This window comes from Bradyrhizobium sp. HKCCYLRH3073, from assembly GCF_051167995.1.
GTDB lineage: Bacteria > Pseudomonadota > Alphaproteobacteria > Rhizobiales > Xanthobacteraceae > Bradyrhizobium.
In genome coordinates this window covers 612,867-631,509 of sequence record NZ_JBNPUD010000001.1, presented here as the reverse complement: position 1 = coordinate 631,509, position 18,643 = coordinate 612,867, and the positions used below count along the sequence as shown (strand labels likewise).

The 18,643-nt window shown below is 66.8% G+C and carries 15 protein-coding genes; 4 read left to right on the top strand and 11 right to left on the bottom strand.

Annotated elements, in window-relative coordinates; all coding sequences use genetic code 11:
* Position 1: 1 nt before the first annotated feature.
* The 3 genes from ACQR1X_RS02895 to ACQR1X_RS02885 are packed head-to-tail and all read left to right on the top strand — an operon-like array spanning position 2 to position 3,614.
* Positions 2-1,540: a class I adenylate-forming enzyme family protein gene (locus ACQR1X_RS02895; protein WP_434898287.1), complete on the top strand. Its 1,539-nt coding sequence runs from the start codon at positions 2-4 to the stop codon at positions 1,538-1,540.
* Positions 1,537-2,631, top strand: coding sequence for an NAD/NADP octopine/nopaline dehydrogenase family protein (locus ACQR1X_RS02890; protein WP_434898286.1), 1,095 nt, complete (start codon positions 1,537-1,539; stop codon positions 2,629-2,631). The genes ACQR1X_RS02895 and ACQR1X_RS02890 overlap by 4 nt, the downstream gene beginning before the upstream one ends.
* Positions 2,628-3,614: a 3-hydroxybutyryl-CoA dehydrogenase gene (locus ACQR1X_RS02885; protein WP_434898285.1), complete on the top strand. Its 987-nt coding sequence runs from the start codon at positions 2,628-2,630 to the stop codon at positions 3,612-3,614. Before ACQR1X_RS02890 ends, ACQR1X_RS02885 begins: the two co-directional genes overlap by 4 nt.
* Before the next feature lie 1,072 nt (positions 3,615-4,686).
* Here ACQR1X_RS02885 and ACQR1X_RS02880 read toward each other — a convergent pair.
* From ACQR1X_RS02880 to ACQR1X_RS02855, 6 genes are all read right to left on the bottom strand, one after another.
* Positions 4,687-5,733 carry a peptidase M29 gene (locus ACQR1X_RS02880; RefSeq protein WP_315802411.1) on the bottom strand — a complete coding sequence of 349 codons (1,047 nt, stop codon included), beginning with the start codon at positions 5,731-5,733 and terminating at the stop codon, positions 4,687-4,689.
* Positions 5,734-5,765: 32 nt separating this feature from the next.
* The gene (locus tag ACQR1X_RS02875; protein ID WP_315802410.1) at positions 5,766-6,527 is read right to left on the bottom strand and encodes an ABC transporter permease; all 762 of its coding nucleotides are present in this window, start codon (positions 6,525-6,527) and stop codon (positions 5,766-5,768) included.
* Entirely contained in the window at positions 6,524-7,300 is a 777-nt protein-coding gene (locus ACQR1X_RS02870; RefSeq protein ID WP_315802409.1) for an ABC transporter permease, read from the bottom strand. The genes ACQR1X_RS02875 and ACQR1X_RS02870 overlap by 4 nt, the downstream gene beginning before the upstream one ends.
* A complete protein-coding gene (locus ACQR1X_RS02865; protein ID WP_315802408.1) occupies positions 7,297-8,142 on the bottom strand; it encodes an ABC transporter ATP-binding protein in 846 nt (281 codons plus the stop codon). Before ACQR1X_RS02865 ends, ACQR1X_RS02870 begins: the two co-directional genes overlap by 4 nt.
* 105 nt (positions 8,143-8,247) lie before the next feature.
* A complete protein-coding gene (gene ilvD, locus ACQR1X_RS02860; RefSeq protein ID WP_434898284.1) occupies positions 8,248-9,954 on the bottom strand; it encodes a dihydroxy-acid dehydratase in 1,707 nt (568 codons plus the stop codon).
* Between the two features lie 24 nt (positions 9,955-9,978).
* Positions 9,979-10,956, bottom strand: coding sequence for an ABC transporter substrate-binding protein (locus ACQR1X_RS02855; protein WP_315802406.1), 978 nt, complete (start codon positions 10,954-10,956; stop codon positions 9,979-9,981).
* 480 nt (positions 10,957-11,436) lie between these two features.
* Here ACQR1X_RS02855 and ACQR1X_RS02850 point away from each other — a divergent pair, with 480 nt between their 5' ends.
* Positions 11,437-11,787 carry a RidA family protein gene (locus tag ACQR1X_RS02850; RefSeq protein WP_315715601.1) on the top strand — a complete coding sequence of 117 codons (351 nt, stop codon included), beginning with the start codon at positions 11,437-11,439 and terminating at the stop codon, positions 11,785-11,787.
* A gap of 119 nt (positions 11,788-11,906) precedes the next feature.
* Here the strand turns inward: ACQR1X_RS02850 and ACQR1X_RS02845 are convergent, their stop codons facing one another.
* From ACQR1X_RS02845 to ACQR1X_RS02825, 5 genes are all read right to left on the bottom strand, one after another.
* Positions 11,907-12,143: a hypothetical protein gene (locus tag ACQR1X_RS02845; protein WP_316218442.1), complete on the bottom strand. Its 237-nt coding sequence runs from the start codon at positions 12,141-12,143 to the stop codon at positions 11,907-11,909.
* Positions 12,144-12,256: 113 nt separating this feature from the next.
* Complete coding sequence (locus ACQR1X_RS02840) at positions 12,257-13,633, bottom strand: sigma-54-dependent transcriptional regulator (protein ID WP_434898283.1); 1,377 nt, start codon at positions 13,631-13,633, stop codon at positions 12,257-12,259.
* Between the two features lie 12 nt (positions 13,634-13,645).
* On the bottom strand, positions 13,646-15,448 hold the full coding sequence (locus ACQR1X_RS02835) for a sensor histidine kinase (RefSeq protein ID WP_434898282.1): 1,803 nt from the start codon (positions 15,446-15,448) through the stop codon (positions 13,646-13,648).
* Between the two features lie 139 nt (positions 15,449-15,587).
* Complete coding sequence (locus ACQR1X_RS02830; protein WP_434898379.1) at positions 15,588-16,910, bottom strand: NAD(P)/FAD-dependent oxidoreductase; 1,323 nt, start codon at positions 16,908-16,910, stop codon at positions 15,588-15,590.
* Between the two features lie 292 nt (positions 16,911-17,202).
* Positions 17,203-18,525, bottom strand: a complete 1,323-nt coding sequence (locus ACQR1X_RS02825) for a dicarboxylate/amino acid:cation symporter (RefSeq protein ID WP_434898281.1) — start codon at positions 18,523-18,525, stop codon at positions 17,203-17,205.
* Positions 18,526-18,643: the final 118 nt, after the last annotated feature.

The window sequence follows — 18,643 nt, the reverse complement described above, 5'->3', positions numbered from 1 at the left end:
CGTGGACCTCTGCAACCTGATCGAGCGCAACGCGGCGTTCACGCCGGACAAGCCGGCGATCCACTTCGAAGGCGCGACGCTGAGCTATGCCGATTTCAGCGCGCGCATCGCGCTGATGGCGCGCGCGCTCAAGTCCGAGTTCAGCGTCGGGCGCGGCGACCGCGTCGCGATCCTGAGTCTCAACCGGCCGGACTATCTGGTCCTGCTCTATGCTTGCGCGCGGCTTGGCGCGATCCTGGTGCCGCTGAACTGGCGGCTCGCGGTGGCCGAGCAGGTCTTCATTCTTTCCGATGCCGCGGCCAAGGTGCTGGTGCTGGAGCAGGCGTTTGCGCCGGTGCTGCCGGCGCTAGCGGAGCAGCACCCGGAGACAGTGCCGGTCGGCATCGATTTCACGCCGGCTAACGGATTGCAGATCGACGATCTCCTAGCGCGTGGCCACGGCGACGATCGCAACCCGCACATCGATCTCTCCTGCCCGCTGCTGATCGTCTACACCTCGGGCACCACGGGCCGGCCGAAGGGCGCAGTGCTGCGGCAGGAGGCGCTGCTGTGGAACGGGGTGATGAGCCAGCACATGCATGGCCTGACCTCCGACGATCACGTGCTGACGGTGCTGCCGCTGTTCCATGTCGGCGGCCTCAACATCCAGACCACGCCGGCGCTGCATCACGGCGCCACCGTCACGCTGCACGCCCGCTTCACCCCGGATTCGACGCTGGCCGCGATCGTCAACGACCGGCCGACATTGACCGTGCTGGTGCCTGCAACGATCCAGGCCGTCACCGAGCATCCGGGCTGGGCCGCCGCGAACCTGTCGTCGCTCAAGGCCGTCGCCACCGGCTCGAGCATCGTGCCGCCGGCGCTGATCGCGCGTATCACGGCGCGCGGTGTGCCGGTACTGCAGGTCTATGGCTCGACCGAGACCTGTCCGATCGCGGTCTACACGCGGCTCGGCGGCGACCTCTCGCGCGCAGGCTCGACCGGCCTGCCCGGGCTGTGCTGCGAGGCCAAGATCATCGACAAAGACGGCGACGAACTTCCGGCGGGCAAAGCGGGCGAGATCGCCGTGCGCGGGCCCAATCTGTTCTTCGAATATTGGGGCAACGCCAAAGCCACGCAGCAGGCGATCCATGACGGCTGGTATCGCACCGGCGACATCGCCCAGCGCGATGCGGAGGGGTACTTCTTCGTGCTCGAGCGCAAGAACAACATGATCATCTCGGGCGGCGAGAACGTCTATCCGGCCGAGATCGAGCGCGTGCTCAGCGAGCATCCCGACGTCGTCGACTGCGGCGTGATCGGCCGGCCCGATCCGCGCTGGGACGAGGTGCCGGTCGCCTTCGTGGTCAAGCGCCAGGGCTGCGCGCTGGAGGCCGAGACCCTGCGCGCGCATCTGCAGTCGCAGCTCGCGCGCTTCAAGGTGCCGCGGGACATCGTTTTCGTCGACGACCTGCCGCGCACCGCGCTCGGCAAGGTGCAGCACCATCTGCTGCGCCAGATCGATGACCCCGAAATAAGCGAGACGGAGACGCGCTCTTGAAAATTGCAGTGCTCGGCGGCGGCAACGGCTCCTTTGCAGCGGCAGGCGATTTCGCGCTCGGAGGTCACGAGGTCCGGCTGTGGCGCCGCGATGCGGACGCTGTCGCGCAGCATCGAGCGGCGGGCTCGACGATCGTCGTCAAGGACGTCAATGGCCGGCATGAGGCCAGGCTCGCGCTGGTCACGACCGACATCGGCGAGGCCGTCCATGGTGCCGAGCTGATCCTCTGCCCGGCGCCGGCCTTCGCACAGGCCGACATTGCGCGCCATCTGGCGCCGCATCTGACCGACGGCCAGGTCGTATTCCTGCCGCCGGCGACCTTCGGCACCATGATCTTCGCGGCAGCCGCGCGCGATGCCGGCAACAAAGCCAGTGTCAGCTACGCCGAGACCGGCACCCTGCCCTGGCTGACGCGCAAGCACGGACCGTTCGAGGTCGCGATCACCATTCGCGCCAAGCGGCTGCCGGTCGGAGTGTTTCCGCTGAAGACGGCCGAGCATGCGCTCGCCGTGATCGGCAAGGCGTTCCCCGGCGTGATCGAGCCGTGCGGCGATGCGCTGTCGGGCGCGTTGATGAATGCCGGCTGCATCATCCATCCGCCGCTGATCGTGATGAATGCGGGTCCCATCGAGCATTTCGAGCGTTGGGACATCCACAAGGAAGGCACGCAAGCATCGATCCGCCGGGTGACCGACGCGCTCGACTCGGAGCGGATCGCGGTTCGCGAGGCGCTCGGCTACGGCGCGCCGCATTTCCCGCTGGCGCATCACTACGCCAAGGAAGGCGAGATCTGGATGTATGGCCGCGGCTCGCATGACCGGCTCACCGACTCCGGTGACTGGCGCGAGCAGCTGGTGCTGACGCAGCACCGCTACATGCGCGAGGATCTTCGGCTCGGACTCTCATTCCTGATCTCCGCGGCGGAGCTGACCGGCACGCCTGTGCCGCTTGCCCGCGCTTTCCTTGCCATCGGCGGCGCGATCTGCGGCGAGGATTTTTGGGCGACGGGACGCACGCTCGCCAGCCTCGGCCTTAGCGGTCTCGATCGAACCGCCCTGCAGGCGCTGCTGCGCGACGGGTTCGCGGCATGAGCGCGCGCGGTCATATTGCCTGCCTCGGCGCCGGTCGCATGGGGCGCGGGATCGCGGTGGCTTTCGCCTATGCCGGCCATCCCGTGACCATGATCGACATCAAGCCGCGCACGGCGGCCGAGTTCGACAGGCTGCAGCGCGAGGCGCTCGGCGAGATCAGCGCGACGTTCGCCACCTTGGCGCGGCTCGGGATGCTGCGGGCCGCGGACGCCGACAGACTGATGGCGAAGATCAGCGTGGCTCCGGCCGACGCGAGCAGCGACGTGCTGGCGCAGACCACGCTCGTCTTCGAAGGCGTGCCGGAGATCGTCGACCTCAAGCGCGAGGTGTTGGCCGCGGCGTCGCGCGCGGTCGCGCCGGACGTCATCATCGCCTCGACGACGTCGACCATCCTGGTCGATGATCTCTCCGGTGCGGTCGAGCGGCCCGAGCGATTTCTCAATGCCCATTGGCTCAACCCGGCCTATCTGATCCCGCTGGTCGAGATCTCGCCGGGCAAGGCCACAGATCCCGACGTCACGGCGCGGCTGAAGGCTCTGCTGGAAGCCATCGGCAAGGTGCCGGTGGTCTGCGCGGCGACGCCGGGCTTCATCGTGCCGCGCATCCAGGCGCTCGCCATGAACGAGGCGGCGCGCATGGTCGGCGAAGGCGTCGCCAGCGCCGAGGAGATCGACAAGGCGATCCGCTACGGCTTCGGCTTCCGCTACGCCGTGCTCGGCCTGCTCGAATTCATCGACTGGGGCGGCGGCGACATCCTGTATTACGCCAGCCGCTATCTCGAAGGTGCGCTGGGCAGCGACCGCTACCGCGCGCCCGAGGTGATCGAGCGCAACATGGCGGAGGGCCGCATCGGCCTGCGCACCGGTTCGGGCTTCCTCGACTATTCCGGGATGGATGTCGCCGCCTATCGCGAGCACCGGCTGGGAGCGCTGGTCGACATGCTGCGTCACTTCAAGCTGGCCCGGCCGCCGGTGGTGGATTGAGGCGGAGCACGTCGCAGCGACGGAGCCATGGGGTGGCCAAAGGCGCGCCACGCCGTCGTCCGATCGTGACGATGTCTCGCGCGCCGTGCCCACCGGTCGCACCGATCGCGTGGATCTACGGTGGGCACGCAACCGCCCTGCGAGCGGCCGTTTTGCCCGCCCTACGGATGCGGAGAATAGACGGGGCGACTGCTCGTGAATGGGCCCTCTCCCCTTGCGGGAGAGGGCATGTGGGACAGCGCGGCTGGCTCGGTTGGGTGAGGGGTATGCCTCGACGAAGTTTGCCTGCGGAGAGAGACCCCTCACCCGACCGCGTTTGTTGATAGGCCGGAGATGCCCTCTCCCACAAGGGGAGAGGGCGATGTATCGAGCAGCGCGCCGGCCGAAATGTTTTGAGTCGAGATGCACGTTCGGCGACATCCAGCGGATTCACGGTTCAAACAGCGATCGACATGCGGACGCGGTCTCGCGACGCATTTGCGTCCGAGGCTGCTGATTAGTTCGTCCCTCTTCTCGTGCAGAGGGCGCAGGGAATGCCGGGTGAAGGCCTCACCCATGGCCCGCCTGCGAAAAAAATGCAGGCGGCAGGTACCACAGGCAAAGCCGAACACGCCGGCATTCCCTGCGCGATGGGTCTAACGCTTATACGCAGTCTCCCTGGTGCGCCGGGCTTGTTGGCCACCATCACCGCGCGGCACTGAGGCCGACGCGACTTGATACCAGCGTCGGGGTATCAGGACGCTGCGACTTCACGTCCGCAAGCGATCGTTCGTCCGCGCCCTCGTAAGAAGACGCTGCGATCTCTCGCGGCCATCGCATCCCCACCTCGCGTGTCGTGACGATCGCGCGCAACGCCCCTCCGCAGTGAGGCGGGATGCAGAGAGAGAACCACGATTTCCGAAAAATAGCAAGTGATTTATTTTTTTCTGAATTCGCTCAGGTTCGGGATCGTCATCGATACGCCTCGTCGTGTTGGGCGACCTGCCGCCGCGACCAAGGTGCGCTCCCCTCCCCGCAAGGGGGAGGGGAGCGCCCCGTTGTCGGGGCGATTGCTCGAATACGACCAAGGAATTTACCCGAACACGTCCTGCAGCACGCCTTCCTTGATCACGGCGACCCCGTCCAGCTCGATCGTTGTCCCCATCATCGGCAGGTCGAAATGACCCGCCGTATAGCGGCCGGCGAATTCGTTGGCGCCGGTGGAGAACAGGAAGTTGCCGGGGACGGCGCGCAGCTCGGTGCCGTTGGTGTCGCGCTGGTCGTACATGGTCAGCGCCTCGTAGCGCGCGCCGGGGTTCATGCCCCAGCCGACATGCGACACCGCATAGGCCTCGCGGTCGCCCCAGGAGGCGAGATAGGCACGCATCATCGCGGCGTCGGCGCCCTCGCCTGCCAGGTCGGTGATGTAGTCGTCGCGCAGCGTCATCGTGACAGGCGATGAGAGATAGCGCTTGAAGGTGAGGTTGATGTCGCCCGGCGCCATGACGATGGTGCCGTTGACCGATTTGCTCTTGGGAAAGCTGACGACGATGCCGCCCGGCCAATGCGCCAGCGTGCCGGGACGGTCGGTCCAGCCCCAAACGCCGACGGTCGAGGCGCCCTCCATGACGACGTCGAGATCGGTGCCGGCCTTCGACGTCACGCGCATGCGTTTCGTGCCGCGCAGCATCTTGGCGGCGGCCCGCACGCGCTTCTCCAGCGCCGAGTCAGGCCGCATGCGCTCGAGCGCTTCCGGATGCTCATTGGAGATGACGAGAATGCGCGCGCCGGCTTTGAGGATCTCCGGCGTCTCCACCGCGTGCATCAGCCCTTCGATCGTGCAGTCGACGACGAAGCCCGCTTGCTGCAAGGCCGTCACGACAGGACCGAGCTTGCCGATCGCCTCCGACGCGCCGGTCGAGCGCACCGGCACCGGGTGGGGGTTGCGCGGGGTCGGCACCACGACGTGGAACGGACGCGCGCCCATGCGCAGCAGCGCCAGCTCGGCGATGTGCACGTTGAGCGGGCGCGACTGCGTCTCCGACAGGATCGCGGCGGTGTCGCCGGCCTTCACGGCACAGCGCTCGAAGATCTCGCAGAATGCGTCGATCCATTTCGCCTCGATGCGATCCGCCAGCATGGTCGTTCTCCCGATTGTTGTCGTTGTCTGTATCAGACCGAGGGGAAGCCGCGCAGCAGGTAAGCGCGCAGGCCCTGCAGCAGGGCGTTGAGAATGAGGCCCAGGAGCGAGATCGTGATCAGCGGCACGAACATGTCGACCGCCTGGAAGGTGCGCGCGGCGGTCACCAGCACATGGCCGAGCCCGTCGGTCGAGGTGATCATCTCGGCGAGGAACACGACGATGCAGGAGATCACGAGGCCGATGCGGCAGCCGGTCAGGATCGACGGCATCGCGGCCGGCAGCACCACCTTCCACAGCACGTCGCGCGGCGGCGTCCCGGCTGCGAGTGCCGACCAGATCAGCTTCTGCTCGACCGTGGTGGCGCCGTAATAGGTCGACAGCAGGATCGGAAACAGCGCATCCGCCGCCACCAGCATGATCTTGGATTCGTGGCCGAAGCCGAGCAGCAGCAGGAAGGCCGGATAGAGCGCGACCTTCGGCAGCGGCGCCAGCACGCGCACGATGGGCTTGACGGCGGCGTTGACGGGCGGGCTCACCGCAGCGGCAATTCCCAGGGAAACACCGAGCACCACGGCGATCGCAAAGCCGGCGAACAGCCGGAACAGCGTCGCCACGATGTCCTGCTGGAAGGTGACGCTCGAGAGCTGCTGACCCATGCGCAGGAACACCTGCCCCGGCGGCGGCAGCAGGGTCGGCGGCGCGTAGCCGAACGACACCAGCGCCTGCCACAGCAGCAGGACCAGCACGATCGGCGCGGCGCCCAGCAGGATGTCGTTGGAGGTGCGCGTCATGAGAAGCTCAAGGGCATGTCGAACTGCGGCTCGGACCAGCGCACCAGCCAGCGCCTGACGACCTCGAACGCCGCGTCGAGGCAGATGCCCATGGCGCCGATGATGATGATCATCGCGAACACCGTGTCGTACTGGCCCATGTCGAGCGCGTTGAACAGGATGTTGCCCGCGCCGGACTGCCGCGCGATCATCTCGCTCGTGACCATCGTGATCAGCGCCAGCACCAGGCCCGTGCGGCAGCCGGTCAGGATCTCCGGCAAGGCCGCAGGCAGGACGATGCGCAGCAGACGCTCGGCCGGCGACAGACCCATCGCCGCTCCCGACCACAGCATCTTCTCCTCGACCGCCTTGGCGCCCTCGAAGCTGTGGTAGATCACCGGAAGGCTGACGCCGAGGAAGATCACCAGCGTCTTGGAAATGTCGCCGACGCCGAGCCACAGCATGATGATCGGCATCAGCGCCGCCTTCGGCACCGGGTAGATCAGCATCAGCAGCGGATTGAAGAAGGCGGCGGTCGACCGGCTGCGCCCCATCAGCAACCCGAGCGGAATCGAGAAGGCGAGCGCCAGCGCGAAGCCGATCGCCATCCGCCGCAGCGAGGCCAGGATGTTGATCAGGGATTCCTTGTCGGTGAGGATCGGCGGGATCGCGCGCAGCGATTCCAGCGCGGTCGGGAAGCTGTCGTTCTTCAGCCCGAGCGAGGCGAGCTGCCAGGCCAGGAGCAGACCGCAGCAAGCCAGCACCGGCGCGAGCGGCTTCGACAGTCCATTCATGACGGCAGCTCGTTGTCACCGGAATCGTCGAACATGCGCTCGATGTCGACGATGTATTTCTGATAGCGCGGGTCCAGCAGCAGCTCCTCGCGGCGGCGCGGCCGGGGCAGATCGATGTCGATCACCTCGCGGATGCGGCCGGGCGAGCGCGACATCATCACGACCTTGTCGGACAGGAACACGGCTTCCTCGACCGAGTGGGTCACGAACAGCACCGTCTTGCGGTCGCGCTCCCAGATGTCGAGCAGGTCGTTCTGCAGCCGCGTGCGCGTGTGCGCGTCGAGTGCGCCGAACGGCTCGTCCATCAGCAGCACCTCCGGCCCGTAGGCCAGCGTGCGCGCCAGCGCGACGCGCTGCTTCATGCCGCCGGAGAGCTCCTTGGGATAGAATTTTTCGAAGCCGGTGAGGCCGACCATGGCGAGCAACGTCCGCGCGAGCGCCTCGGCCTTCGCCGGCTTCTTGCCCTGCTGCAGCGGACCATACATGACGTTGCCGAGCACGCTCTTCCAGGGGAACAGCGCGAACTCCTGGAACACCGGGCCGCGATCGGGGCCGGGACCGGTGATCGGCTTGCCCTTCATCTTCGCGGTGCCGCTGGTCGGGCTGACGAAGCCGCCGACGATGTAGAGCAAGGTCGACTTGCCGCAGCCGGAGGGCCCGAGAATCGAGACGAAGGCGCCCTCGCCCACCGTCAGCGAAATGTCCGACAGCGCGGTGTGGTCGCGGCGCGACGAGGTCTTGAACACCTGCGACACGTGATCGATCTCGATGATCGGCGTGGCCGCGCGGCGGCCGAGCGGCGTGCCCGCAAGCTGGCCGGGTCGGATCGGGGTCACGCCCATGTCGGCTTCTCTTTCCGATGCAGCACGCTCAAACGCTCCGTGAAATCAGGCAAGACGGACTGCCGCAGATTAGCAAGAACCCTGCCAATCGTCGCCACGCGCGGATCATCCCCGGTCCTGATCGAACCAGGGCCATTCGGCCGGCCCCTCGTGAGTCACGGCGCCGAGCGGTGCCTGCCCAACGAGTTTCGCGTATTTCGCCAGTGCTCCTGCCCTGTGCCGCGGCGGGCGCTGCGACCACGCGCTGCGACGCGCGGCGAGCTCGCGCTCATCGAGCAGCACGTCGAGCGTGCGCGCCTTCGCATCGATGCGGATCGGATCGCCATCCTGCACCAGCGCCAGCGGACCGCCGACGAAGGCTTCCGGGGAGACGTAGCCGATGCACAGGCCACGGGTGGCGCCGGAGAAGCGGCCATCGGTGATCAGCGCGACCTTCTCGCCCATGCCCTGACCATAGATCAGCGCGGTGACACCGAGCATCTCGCGCATGCCGGGACCGCCGACCGGTCCTTCGTTGCGGATGATCAGCACCTCGCCGGCTTGATAGTTGCGCGCGCGCACGGCCGCGACGCAGGTCTCTTCGTCTTCGAACACCCGTGCACGGCCCTCGAACACCAGGTTCTTGAGGCCGGCAACCTTGATGACGGCGCCATCGGGCGCGAGGTTGCCCTTGAGCACGGCGACGCCACCGTCGGCCATGATCGGCCTGGCCGGGCTGAACACGATCTCGCCGTCCGGCGCGTTGGCCGCGCCGTATTCCTCGGCCAGCGTGCGGCCCGTCACCGTGAGGCAGGAGCCGTCGATGTGGCCGCTCTCGATCAGCGCGCGGATCACCACGGCGGCGCCGCCGATGTCGTAGACGTCCTTGGCGGTGTACTTGCCGCCCGGCCTGAGATTGCCGATCAGCGGCGTGCGCGCGAACACCTCGCCGACATCGTCGAGCGTGAAGCGGATGCCGGCCTCATTGGCGATCGCCGGCAGATGCAGCGCCGCGTTGGTGGAGCCGCCGGTCGCCGCGACGATCGCCGCGCCGTTCTCCAGCGCCTTCCGGGTCACGAGGTCGCGCGGCAGCGGGCCGCCACGCGCGAGCATCTGCATGATCAGGCGTCCGGCCTGCCGCGCCACGTGGGCGCGCTCGGCATAGACGCCGGGGATCATCGAGACGTTGGGCATCGACAGGCCCATTGCCTCCGACAGCATGCCCATGGTGTTGGCGGTAAATTGCCCGGCGCAGGCGCCGATCGTCGGCAGGCAGGACCGCTCGATGCCTTCGAGCGTCTGTGCATCGATCTCGCCGGTCATGTAGCTGCCGACGGCTTCATACGAATCGAGCACCGTCAGCGTCCTGCCCTGGTACTTGCCGGGCAGCGCGCTGCCGCCATAGATGAAGATCGAGGGCACGTTGCAGCGGACCATGCCCATCATCACGCCGGGCAAGGTCTTGTCGCAGCCGCCGAAGCCGATCAGCGCATCATAGGCGAGGCCGTGGACCACGGCCTCGATCGAATCGGCGATCAGCTCGCGCGAGAACAGAGAGAACTTCATTCCCTCGTGGTTCATGCTGATGCCGTCGGAGACCGAGACGGTGGCGAACTCGCGCGGCGTGCCGCCGGCCTCCGAGATGCCCGTCTTCGCCGCGTCGACCTGGAAGTCGTGCGTCATGTTGCAGGGCGTCTGCTCGCCCTTCTGGCTGACGACACCGATCATCGGCTTGGCGATGTCGGCGTCATCCAGCCCCATCGCGCGCATGAAGGCGCGGTGCGGGGCGCGGTCGAGCCCCTCCACCGTCACGCGCGAGCGCAGCTTCCTCATCGACACGAGCTCCGCGCCAGCCGCCTACTGGATCGGCGCGACGATCGTCGGATGCTTGAACTGGGCGACGTCGAGCTTCGGCAGCATGCCGGTCTCGGCGTAGATGTCGAGCATCTTCTGGATCGCCGGGAAGTTCGGCGCGGCGACCGGGTCGCGGCCGAAATCGTTGTCTTTCAGCAGATAGGTATCGATCACGGCGACCGGCGCCTTCATGACCTCCGACACCACCTTCAAGGTCTCGTCGCGGTTGGCGAGCGCCTTCTTCATGCCGGCGGTGATGTCGCGGACATAGGCCTTCACCAGCTCAGGGTTCTTGTCGACGAAATCGGCGCGGCAGGCCTCGAGGATGTGGACGATGTTCGGCATCGCCTCGGACAGCGAGAACAGCTTACGGGTGCCGCCCTTGGCCTCGGCGCGCGCTGCAAACGGCTGATTCATGTTGACGGCGTCGACACGGCCCTGGCGCAGCGCATCCTCCGACACCGCGAAACCGACCTCGACCAGCTTGATGTCCTTGGCGGGATCGAGCCCGGCCTTCTTCAAGAGCATGTTGAACGGCCCCTGCGTGCCGCCACCGATCACGGAGATGCCGACCGTCTTGCCCTTGAGATCGGCGATGGTCTTGATCGGCGAATCGTCCTTGACCGCCCAGTAGACCGAGAAGCCGCCCGGCTTCTCATAGACGTGCTGGGCGACGATGTAGGCCTTGAGGCCGCCGCCGACCACGCCGTTGGCGAGTGACAGCGGCGCCTGCGTGGCGCAGTCGAGCGCGCCGGCGGCGAGCGCCTGCGTCATCGGTGCCGTTCCCTGGAACTGGGTCCACTCGATGTTGTAGGTCTTGCCGATATCCGGAAATTCGGCGGGCCGCTTCATCATCCAGTATTTGGATTCTTCCGCCGGGATGGTCCAGCCGACGCGGATCGTCTGCTGTGCGAATGTCGGCCCCGCGCTCGTCACCAAAGTCATCGCCGCGAGTGCCGCCAGCATCAACCGTTTCCGCATCACGCCCCTCCGCCTCATCAAAAAAGGAACCTCGCGGAGAATGTTTCATGTCTCAAATATCCGTGCAAGCGCGGAAAACGCCCCATGCTTGCCTGCCCCATGGGCAACCCCGCTTTGCAGCGCGGTGAAGCGGCGTCATGCGGAAACGTCGCTGGCCGTGTGCTGCGGATATGCCGGCAACGCAAGGTCGTGTCGAGGCCTCATGGTTCGAGACGCGCCGCTAGCGGCGCTCCTCACCATGAGGAGATGCATCGTGCTGAAGGATAGATGGACCGCGCCGCGAATTCCGGCCTCGTCCTGAGGAGCCCGCAAAGGCGGGCGTCTCGAAGGACGATGGAGGGCACATTGCCAGCCACGACGTTGTAAAAGGGGGCGGGAAAGAGGCTCGATTGCCACCCCTGCCCTGCCTCAGCCGACTGGCGTTGCCGCGCCGCACGCGCTAGGGAGAGGCCCCGAATTGACCTTTTGAGGAGTTCTTCGATGTCGATCCAGCGTTTCGAAATTGGCCCGCGCATGAGCCAGGTCGTCGTTCACGGCAATACCGTCTATCTCGCCGGAGTCGTCGCGCAAAAGACGGCCGGTGAAAGCGTGACCAAGCAGACCGAGGAGATTCTCTCGATCATCGACGGCCACCTCGCCAAGGCCGGCACCGACAAGTCGAAGCTGTTGTCGGCGACGATCTACCTCACCGACATCAAGACGTTCGGCGAAATGAACGCCGTGTGGGATGGCTGGGTCTCGGCCGGCAACACCCCGGCTCGCGCCACGGTCGAGGCCGGACTTGCGGCGCCGCAATACACCGTCGAGATCATGGTGATCGCGGCGAAGTAGACGCTGGGTCGCCGCGCCCTAGATCATGATGCGATTCCGCGGAATCGCATCATGATCTTATCCTTTTGTTTGAGCATGATCTTTTCGGAAAACCGGCTTCCACTTTTCCGGATCATGCCCTAGCCGGTGTCGCGGCGACCGGTGTTGCGATTGAGCGGATCACGCCGCTCGCGCCTGAGCCCTTCGGGAAGCACCGGCTCGGTGCCGGGCAAGGGCTCGGCCCGCACGTCGGCGCCCCACTGCTCCTGCTGGCGGGGCGTCGTTTCATCCTTGACCTGTTGCGGCTGCGGCAGACCGTCCTTGCTGACGGGGTCGTAGGCGCCGGAGCGCAGGTCGCGGGTGTCTCTGCCTGTCATGATGTTTCAACAAGCGTGCTGCGGCATTCGTTCCTGATCGCCGGCATGGAACGAGGCCTTCCTACCTCAGGTGAGCGCAGTGGTCGGCGTCGACGGTGGCGATGCAGCCGCGGTCAGGACTGAGGCCGCGCCGGCGCGCCCTCGCGGATGCCGTCGACCTTGACGGCGAGCCGCTTGATCTTGTCGTAAAGCGTCTGCTTCGGAATGCTCAGCAGCGCCGCGGTCGCCGGCACGTCGCCGAGCTTGCGGCGCAACGCATCCTCGATGATCGAGCGCTCGATGTTCTCCAACTGCCGTGGCAGCGACAGTTCCGAGGCTGCGGCGCCCGAGCGGTCGAGGACCTTGCGGTCGAGCACGCCGAGCACGAAGCGGTCGGCGACGTTGCGCAGCTCGCGCACATTGCCCGGCCATGAGTAGCCGAGCAGCAGCGACATGGTCTGCTCGTTCACGATCGGCGCGTCGCGCTCGAACCGCTTGGCGGCCTCGAGGGTGAAGTGCTCGAACAGGATCGGGATGTCCTCGCGGCGTTCGCGCAACGGAGGCAGCTCGATGAAGGCGACGCCGAGACGATAATACAGGTCGGCGCGGAACAGCTTCTGCTCGCTGAGCTCGAACAGATTGGCCTTGCTGGCCGCCACCACGCGGCAATCCACCGCCACAGGCTTGTTGGAGCCGACGCGCTCGACCGAGCGGTCCTGCAACGCCCGCAGCAGCTTCACCTGAACGCTGAGCGGCATGCTCTCGATTTCGTCGAGGAACAGCGTGCCGCCATGGGCGTATTCGATCTTGCCGATCCGCTGCTTGGTCGCGCCGGTGAAGGCGCCGGCCTCGTGGCCGAACAATTCGCTCTCGACCAGCGACTCCGGCAGGCCGCCGCAATTCACCGCGACATAGTTGCCGCCGCGCCGGGCACTGTGGGCGTGGAGACAACGGGCGACGACGTCCTTGCCGGTGCCGGTCTCGCCATAGATCGTCACGTCGACATTGGTCGAGGCCAGATTGGCGACGAGGCGGCGCACCTCCTGGATCTGCGGCGAGCGCCCGAGCAGGCTCGCCTCGATGCCCTGGCGGTCGGCGAGCGCCGAGCGCAAGGTGCGGACTTCGAGCGTCAGGTGCCGCTTGTCGAGCGCGCGGCGCACGACGGAGACGAGCTGCTCCGACGAACAGGGCTTCTCGATGAAGTCGTAGGCGCCGTTGCGCATCGCGTCCACGGCCATCGAGATGTCGCCGTGGCCGGTGACCAGGATGACCGGCAGGTCGGGATCGAGCCGGCGCAGCTCGGACAGCCACTCGGTGCCGCTCTTGCCGCGCAGCCGCACGTCGGACACCACCACGAACGGCATGTCGGCGCGGACGATTGCGCCGGCGGCTTCGGCGGAGGCGAACGGCGTCACCGGGAGGCCGGCGAGCTGCAGCGCCTGGACGGCGCCGATGCGGACATCCTCGTCGTCCTCGACATAAATCACGCCGACCGGTTGCTCAGGAGTCATGCGGGGACCTCTTCAATCGGCGAGCGGCAGCAGCACGATGAACTCGGCGCCGGCCGGCTCGAGATTCCGCGCCCGCAGCTCGCCGCCGAATGACCGTGCGATGTGGTTGGCGATGACGAGCCCAAGCCCGAGGCCCTTGCCGGCCGGCTTGGTCGTGACGAAGGGCTCGAACAGGTGCGGCAGGACATCGGCGGCGATCACCGGGCCGCTGTTGGCGATGGCGATACGGCACTGCCCCTCCTCACGCACGGCGTGGATGTGGATGGACTTCCGCGCGGCGCCCTCGACGGCATCGAGCGCGTTGGCGACGATGTTGCAGAGCAGTTGCTCGAGCCGGATCTGATCGGCCCTGACATGAAGCTCGGGCGCGAGATCGATGGTCACGTCGACATGGCCGTCTTTCACCCGCGCGCCGAGGATCTTGAACGTCTCGGACAGCGCCTGCTCGACCGCGACCGCATCGAGCGGCGCGTTCGATTTGTAGGCGAACACGCGCAACTGGCCGGTCAGGCGCGCGAGACGGCGGACCAGCTCGCCGATGCGGATGAGATTGCCGCGGGCCTCGCCGATCAAGCCGCGATCGACGAATTGCACGGCATTGTCGGAGGCGGTCTGCAGCGCCGCCAAGGGCTGGTTGATCTCGTGCACCATGCCCGCCGACATCTGGCCGAGCACGGCGAGCTTGCCGGCATGGACGAGTTCGTCCTGCGCCGCGCGCAATTCGGCGGTGCGCTCCTGCACCCGCATTTCCAGCCTGTCATTGGCGGCCTGCAGCGCGGCCTGGCTCGCCAGCCGCTGCCGGATCTCGCGGCGTCGCTGCGCCAGCAGGCCGAACGCCAGCAGCGCCACGATGCTGGCGAGACCCGAGAGCGTGCCGATGATCAAGGCCGTCCGCCGGATCGGCGCCTCGTCGTCGAGCAGCAGCAGCTGCCATTGCCGCCCGTTGAGCGGACGCTCGTCGACGCTGTAGACCGCGCCACGCTCGGTCGCGACCTGACCGCCGCGATCGGTCCTCTCCATGAAGGTCCAACCGAGCGGCGCGAGGCTGGAACTGCCATAGGGCTTCGACGTCGCGATTTCCTCGAGCGCATCCACCGAGAGCGGCGTCAGCGGGCGGAAGCGCCATTCCTCGCGCGAGGCGAGAATGGTGACGCCGCGGGCGTCGACCAGAAGCATGTCGGCACCGCGGTTGCGCCATTCGCGCTCGAAGGCATCGAGATTGACCTTGACGACGGCGACGCCGATCGTCCGTCCCTGTTGCTTGACGGCATAGGACAGGTAATAGCCGGCGCGCGCGCTGGTGATGCCGATGCCGAAGAACGCGCCGCGGCCGGTCGCCAGCGCCTGGCGCATATAAGGCCGGTAGGACAGGTTGCTGCCGACCGGCGTGCCCGGCTGGTCGAAATCGGCGGCGGCGATCGCATCACCGGCGACGGTGAGGACATAGAGGTTGTCGGCGCCGGCCAGCAGATTGATCGACTTCAGATGCAGGCTGACGCTCTGCTGCAGCGCGCGATCGTCCGGCGTGCCGAGCAGCCGGAAGACATCGGGCGAGGTCTCCAGCAGCGACGGCAGATATTCGAAGCGCGAGAGGTAGCCGTCGAGCTGCGCGGCCTCGACCGCCAGCCGCTGCTGGGCCGTGGCGTGCCGCTGATCGAGCCCGCGGGAAAAGGCAATGGCATAGCCGAACCAGGCCGCCGTGCCGACCAGCGCAGCCGCCATCACTCCGCGAACGACCAAGCCCGCGCGCCCGCGGACCACCGCAGTGACGTCGGGATGTCGCTCGAGGCCGATCCGGAATGGAAGGTCCGTCATTCCCTTTTCCAGGCCCATCGCTCCCAGGCCCATGCACCGGGCCGCGCCTGCCGTATCCGCAATTGTTCTGCAAGTCTAAGGCCTTGCCGGGCCATAGGCGACAACAAAATCGGCCACGCCGGCGCCCTGGGCACCCTCGTCAGTGCAGCTTGACGTGCGGCTCGGTGCGGCGGGTGATCAGCCGCGCCAGCGTGTCCAGGGTCACCTTGGCGAAGCCGTGCAGCGCGTATTCGTGCATCTTGTAGAGCGACAGATACATCATCCGCGCGAACAGGCCTTCGAACACCAGATTGCCGCCGACCAGCGCGCCCATCATCGAGCCGACGGTGCTGAACTCGCCGAGCGACACCAGCGAGCCGAAATCGTGATAGCGGTAGTCCGCCAGCGGCTCGCCCCTGACGAAGCGCGGGATCTGCTTGTAGAGGTGCGAGGCCTGCTGATGCGCGGCCTGCGCCCGCGGCGGCACGTTGCCGCGCTCGCCCCAGGAGCAGGCCGAGCAGTCGCCGATCGCGAAGATGCGCTCGTCGCGCGTGGTCTGCAGCGATTGCCTCACCACGAGCTGGTTGATGCGGTTGGTCTCCAGCCCCGCGATGTCCTTCAGGAAGTCGGGCGCCTTGACGCCCGCGGCCCAGACGATCAGCTCGGCCGGGATGACACGGCCGTCGGCGAGGCTCACTTTGTCGGGCCCGACCTCGGCGACCTTGGCGCCGACCAGCACCTCGACGCCGAGCTTTGCGAGCAGCTTCTCGGTCTCGCGCGACACCCGCTCGGGCAAGGCCGGCAACACCCGGCCCGCGGCTTCGATCAGCGTGATCCGGATGTCCTTCTCGGCGTCGACCTGGTCGAGACCATAGGCCACCACCTCGCGGGTCGTTCGATGCAGCTCGGCGGCCAGCTCGACGCCGGTCGCGCCGGCGCCGATGATCGCCACCTTGAGCTGGTGCGGGGCGATCGGCGACGACTGCGAGTGGGCGCGGATGCAGGCGTTGACCATGCGCTCGTGGAAACGCCGGGCGTCGTGCTGCGATTCCAGCTTGATCGCGTGGTCGACGACACCGGGCGTGCCGAAATCATTGTTCTGGCTGCCGATGGCCATGACGAGCACGTCATAGGGGATGGTCCGCCGCGGCGTGACCTCGCGCCCCTCCGCATCGAGATAGGGCGCCACCAGCACCTCGCGCTTGTCGCGGTCGAGGCCGATCATGTCGCCGATGCGGTAGTGGAAGCCGTGCCAATAGGCCTGGGCGAGATAGTCAACCTCATGCGCCGAGAGGTCCATGCTGCCCGCGGCGATCTCGTGCAGCTTCGGCTTCCAGACATGGGTGCGGTTGCGCTCGACCAGGGTGACGTCGAGCTTCCCCTTGCGGCCGTATCCGTCTCCGAGCCGGGTCGCGAGCTCCAGGCCGCCGGCACCGCCGCCGACGATCACGATGCGAGGAACACCAGACTGCGCGACGGCCATCATCCAACCTCCCCAAGGGTGACCGCGCCGCGACGGAGGGACTGCGATGTCACTCCGGTTGCGTCATCACGTCGGAATGCGCGGCCTTGCGGCGCCAGGCAGGATGCCTCCACGGTGAGCCCCTGCCCGCTGCCACCCTAGCAGATTATCCGAGATGTTGGCGGCATCGCGATTGGGCTTGACCGACTGATGCGCCGGGCCCCTGACGATGACGAAGCGGGCATGCCACATTTTGGCACGACGGCGCCACTGACGCTGGAATGCGACAGCAGCGCCACCCGCGACCGCAGGCCTATCCCGTCGTGACGGCGACCTCGACATCGGCCGGATCGATATCGCGATCGAGCGCGATGCGCAGCTTGTCGCGATCCAGCTCGCCTTCCCACCACGCCACGATCACGCAGGCGACGCCGTTGCCGCACAGGTTGGTCAGTGCGCGGCATTCGCTCATGAACTTGTCGATGCCGAGCACGATCGCCATGCCGGGAACGAGCTCCGGCCGCACGGCCGCAAGTGTTCCGGCCAGGGTGATGAAGCCTGCACCGGTGATGCCCGAGGCGCCCTTCGAGGTCAGCATCGCAACCAGCAGGATCGTGATCTGCTCGCCGAAGGAGAGGTGGACGTTCATCGCCTGCGCAATGAACAGCGTCGCCAGCGTCATGTAGATGTTGGTGCCGTCGAGATTGAACGAGTAGCCGGTCGGAACCACCAGGCCGACGACCGGCTTGGAGCAGCCGAGCCGCTCCAGCTTCTCCATCATCTGCGGCAGCGCGCTCTCGGACGACGAGGTGCCGAGCACGATCAGCAGCTCGTCCTTGATGTATTTGAGGAACTTGAAGATCGAGAACCCGGCGATGCGGGCGATGATGCCGAGCACGATCACGACGAAAGCGATCGCCGTGAGATAGAAGGTCGCGATCAGGCCGGCGAGGTTGCCGAGCGCCTGCGGCCCATAGCGGCCGATGGTGAAGGCCATGGCGCCGAAGGCGCCGATCGGAGCCGCCTTCACCACGAGAGCGATGACGCCGAAGATCGCGTGCGCGGCGTCGTCGACGAAGGCGCGCATCGTATGGCCGCGCTCGCCGAGCGTCATCAGCGAAATGCCGAACAGGATCGAGAACAGCAGCACCTGCAGGATCTCGCCTTGCGCGAACGCGCCGACCACCGTGTCCGGGATGATGTGGAGCACGAAGTCGACCGACTTCATCTCGCTCGCCTGCTTGGCGTAGTTGGCAACGGCGGCAGCATTGCTGCTCTGGCCCTGGAAGCCTGCTCCCGGCTGAATGAAATTGCCGACGATGAGCCCGAGCGCGAGCGCGAAGGTCGAGACGATCTCGAAATAGATCAGCGCCTTGACGGCGACGCGGCCGACCTTCTTGACTTCGGAGACGTGTGCGATGCCCGACACCACGGTGCAGAAGATGACCGGCGCGATCACCATCTTGATCAGCTTGACGAAGCCGTCGCCCAGCGCCTTGATCCATTCGTTCTTGCCGAACTCGGGCCAGAGCCAGCCGACGATGACGCCGAGCACGATCGCGAACAGGACCTGCACATAGAGGATCCGGTAGAACGGCTTCTGCGGCGCCGCGGCCGCTGTGATGGTTGCAGACATCGTATCTTCTCTCCCTGATCTTACTCGGTCTATCTCTCTGGCCTGCCTAGGACCCGCTTCCGCGCCGGCTCCATTGCGTGCCGGGGCCACGTCGCGCGTCTGGACGCGGGCCGCGCGA

Excerpts from the sequence above, each read along its gene's own strand:
- ACQR1X_RS02885 (WP_434898285.1), top strand. The coding sequence starts at position 2,628 with ATGAGCGCGCGCGGTCATATTGCCTGCCTCGGCGCCGGTCGCATGGGG.
- ACQR1X_RS02880 (WP_315802411.1), bottom strand. The coding sequence starts at position 5,733 with ATGCTGGCGGATCGCATCGAGGCGAAATGGATCGACGCATTCTGCGAG.
- ACQR1X_RS02875 (WP_315802410.1), bottom strand. The coding sequence starts at position 6,527 with ATGACGCGCACCTCCAACGACATCCTGCTGGGCGCCGCGCCGATCGTG.
- ACQR1X_RS02870 (WP_315802409.1), bottom strand. The coding sequence starts at position 7,300 with ATGAATGGACTGTCGAAGCCGCTCGCGCCGGTGCTGGCTTGCTGCGGT.
- ACQR1X_RS02865 (WP_315802408.1), bottom strand. The coding sequence starts at position 8,142 with ATGGGCGTGACCCCGATCCGACCCGGCCAGCTTGCGGGCACGCCGCTC.
- ilvD (WP_434898284.1), bottom strand. The coding sequence starts at position 9,954 with ATGAGGAAGCTGCGCTCGCGCGTGACGGTGGAGGGGCTCGACCGCGCC.
- ACQR1X_RS02855 (WP_315802406.1), bottom strand. The coding sequence starts at position 10,956 with ATGCGGAAACGGTTGATGCTGGCGGCACTCGCGGCGATGACTTTGGTG.
- ACQR1X_RS02850 (WP_315715601.1), top strand. The coding sequence starts at position 11,437 with ATGTCGATCCAGCGTTTCGAAATTGGCCCGCGCATGAGCCAGGTCGTC.
- ACQR1X_RS02845 (WP_316218442.1), bottom strand. The coding sequence starts at position 12,143 with ATGACAGGCAGAGACACCCGCGACCTGCGCTCCGGCGCCTACGACCCC.
- ACQR1X_RS02840 (WP_434898283.1), bottom strand. The coding sequence starts at position 13,633 with ATGACTCCTGAGCAACCGGTCGGCGTGATTTATGTCGAGGACGACGAG.
- ACQR1X_RS02835 (WP_434898282.1), bottom strand. The coding sequence starts at position 15,448 with ATGACGGACCTTCCATTCCGGATCGGCCTCGAGCGACATCCCGACGTC.
- ACQR1X_RS02830 (WP_434898379.1), bottom strand. The coding sequence starts at position 16,910 with ATGGCCGTCGCGCAGTCTGGTGTTCCTCGCATCGTGATCGTCGGCGGC.
- ACQR1X_RS02825 (WP_434898281.1), bottom strand. The coding sequence starts at position 18,525 with ATGTCTGCAACCATCACAGCGGCCGCGGCGCCGCAGAAGCCGTTCTAC.